General features: G+C 40.6%; 3 protein-coding genes. All 3 read left to right on the top strand.

Features of this window, described 5'->3' with window-relative positions; all coding sequences use genetic code 11:
- Positions 1-193: 193 nt before the first annotated feature.
- The 3 genes from ACYVIY_RS28560 to ACYVIY_RS28550 all read left to right on the top strand — a co-directional run bounded on the left by ACYVIY_RS28560 (position 194) and on the right by ACYVIY_RS28550 (position 1,813).
- Positions 194-541, top strand: a complete 348-nt coding sequence (locus ACYVIY_RS28560) for a nuclear transport factor 2 family protein (protein WP_460980084.1) — start codon at positions 194-196, stop codon at positions 539-541.
- Between the two features lie 197 nt (positions 542-738).
- Positions 739-1,188 (top strand): DinB family protein, encoded by a 450-nt coding sequence (locus tag ACYVIY_RS28555; RefSeq protein ID WP_460980083.1) that lies wholly within the window; start codon positions 739-741, stop codon positions 1,186-1,188.
- 136 nt (positions 1,189-1,324) lie between these two features.
- Complete coding sequence (locus tag ACYVIY_RS28550) at positions 1,325-1,813, top strand: GtrA family protein (protein ID WP_460980082.1); 489 nt, start codon at positions 1,325-1,327, stop codon at positions 1,811-1,813.
- Positions 1,814-3,025: the final 1,212 nt, after the last annotated feature.

Genomic DNA, 3,025 nt, shown 5'->3' with positions numbered 1-3,025 from the left:
GGTGCACCCACCCAGTAAGTATTCTCGTACGGCTCTTTGTCGTTTGTTCATGTTACAGCTCAGTTGCGGGCTGTAAACCTATTCTAGGACATGACAAAACCCGTTAAAATCTCAATTAGTACCGACGCCTGACCGGAATAGACTTGGCTTAGCTTTGGCTTCTCAATTACTGAGTCAAACCTATTTGTAAGCCATGGACTATCAAGCGCTGCTTCGTCAGCTTTATCAGGATTTTAACGCGCGTCGGATTGATGCGGTGCTGGCTCATCTGCATACCGATGTTGCCTGGCCAAACGGTTGGGAAGGAGGCTATGTGGCGGGTCACGATGAAGTGCGTGCTTACTGGCTACGCCAATGGCAGCAGATCAATCCAACTGTTGAGCCGCTTTCCTTTGAGCTACGCCCTGACGACCAGATTGCGGTGCATGTCCACCAGGTTGTTAAAGACCTGAATGGTCAGCTACTAAGTGATGACCATATCCAGCATATCTATCGCTTCGAGGAGGAAAAAGTACGTACCATGACTATTGAACACCAGTAGCTTGTTCAGTTTTGTCGTGTTTTGCTTTATTCAACCCGAAATCCAATAACCACGTTACCGTTACCCATCACAGTACTTGTACACAGCAGAACTTTGGTACGTAAGTGGGTAATTGCCCCTTTTTTGTCGTAATAGCCTCCCCTAAGTCCGCAAAAGGCTGGTAGCTTTGCACACGTAACAGACAATATACTGACAACATGCAAAAGCAGGTTCTTTTAGATATGTTAGCCCAGAACCAAACGACTTGTTCGTTTGCCTTTGATCAGATTACGGCCCAGAATGCTGAGCTTCGGCTCAATCGAGAAACGGCTTCGATTGGCTTCATCTATCGGCATACGGGAGAGATGATGAATCTGTTTGGCTTATTTTTCGGTCTTCCCGTAGAGGTACAGAACACCACCATGGGCCAGATCGATACGGGCCAGGGTAAAGACACCGAGGCCAGTCGGCACCTGATCGAAGCAGGTTATCAGATGTTTCAACGCTATATAGAAACAACGGCCGATGATTCGTGGCAGGATTCGATTGAAACTCCTTTCTTCGGTACGGTCTCCCGGGCCCGGCTTTTTGGCCATGTTCTGTTTCACACCGCGCATCACGCCGGACAAATTTCCTTAACCCTGAATAGAGGCCAGAAAGTTGATTGATGGTTATTTTACTTTTACCCGATCGGAAACTATCTATTTTAGAAATACGCTATAAATTTCCCTTTACTACGTGTCTATAACACCAAACCAGGAATGTCATTTTCTTATCCATTCATGTGGTCTTTACTAATAGATTATGGCCACTGAGCTTTTTAATCGTCGCGATGTTATTGCTTACTTTATCGTCGCAGCAATTGGTGCTACGTTACAACTCATAGCCGGGAGCTTACTCCAGGATTGGTTTCAACTTAGCTACAAACAAGCGCTGCTCGTAGGGTACTTGGTAGCGTTTATTGTTGGATTTTTCCTGACGAAGCTGTTTGCTTTCAATGCCAAAAACTCCGCCCAGACCAAACGAGAAGCCGTCAAGTTTATCCTCGTTTCAGTTATTTCCTGTTTGATTACGGTTTATGGATCGGCTCTTCTTTATGATTATTCAACTCGCAATATTGAGCAATTCATTGTTCTGATTCCCTTTTCAATAAAAGAGGTCAATATCAACAAACTCATGGCTCAAGTCATTGGCATGGGTGCTAGTTTTTTAAATAACTATGTGTTGCACAAACAATTCACATTTCGCAACACTGGATTTTATGAAAAGCTGAAATATTTGTTAAATCTGTAAAAGTTAAAATAGATAGATTTGACGCCTATATGAAATCTGATTTTGTTCAATTTGCCGAAGAAACTGGAAGCGATGACTGCTAACTAATATAAAGTTACTATACAACAGATTTATATCTCTTTAAAATACCTTAAATATCTCACCTTATATGGCTGTGATATTGCTAGAATAAGAGCTAAAAATGGATAGCCTATCCAACGTTCGAACCCTTGAGAGGTATAGTTATCTATACATAAAAGAACAAGCGGAATGCATAAGACTAACCATTCAATGGTCATTGCTAGTACTGGTTTCAACCTAAATTCTATTAATAGCAACCCATCCATAACCCATAAAATGAGTAAAGATGGTATCCAAAAAATTGACGTATAAATTAAGGTTACCAGCACAAAGGGTAGTGTTTTGATTATTACAGAAAAAGCTTCTTGAATTGCATCTATTCTGTGCTGATAAAAGAGAAAGACAAGTTGATACAAGCTGAATATGATCAGACCGATTGTATAGCCTAACAAAAGAATCAAATTGGCTTTTAACAGTCTATAAGACATACATGCACAACATTTAAATCTTGCTCTAACCCCTTTACATAAAAGAGGTGGCTGTTGCAAAAGTTTGTTGAGGCCTAAAGTACTGATTTAGATTCATCGTTTCGGACGTGAAACAGCGCCAAACGGAATATTCCAAGTAGGTTTAAGACCTGTCTTTTAAGTTTTGCAACAGCCACGAGAGTTATACAACGACTCTTTATCAAGTGAAAAACCACTGATTTCGAGACAGTTATTATGAATCGTCTTTTACAAAGTAGGCCAATAAAAAATCCAGGACTGTTAATAACAGAACGACTCCGAATACTGATAGAAATGCTTTGAACGCTTTAGGATAGCCGTTTGGATTTTGTTTCGATGCAGCCCTGTACAAGTTGATTATAATAATTACAATTCCTACAAAAACCGCTATAACCTTTAGAATAGTCAGGGTTATAAAAAGCCCACTTCTCATACCAGATAGACAAGTTACAGTTATAAAATTGGTGCCATTCAAATCTTAATTCTCTTACAACTCACTCAGAAAAGTACAAAAAGCCTAGCGGCCAGAGATTGCACTAATTTTATCCCTGTATATCCCTAAAATAGCTTGACAGATTTAGGGTCTGTTTTGAGTGACTAAGATAACGTCTTTGAGTAGTACTTTTTGCTTATCCTCAGTTGTGCT

This window comes from Spirosoma knui, assembly GCF_054780635.1.
This window is presented reverse-complemented; position numbering and strand designations above follow the sequence as displayed.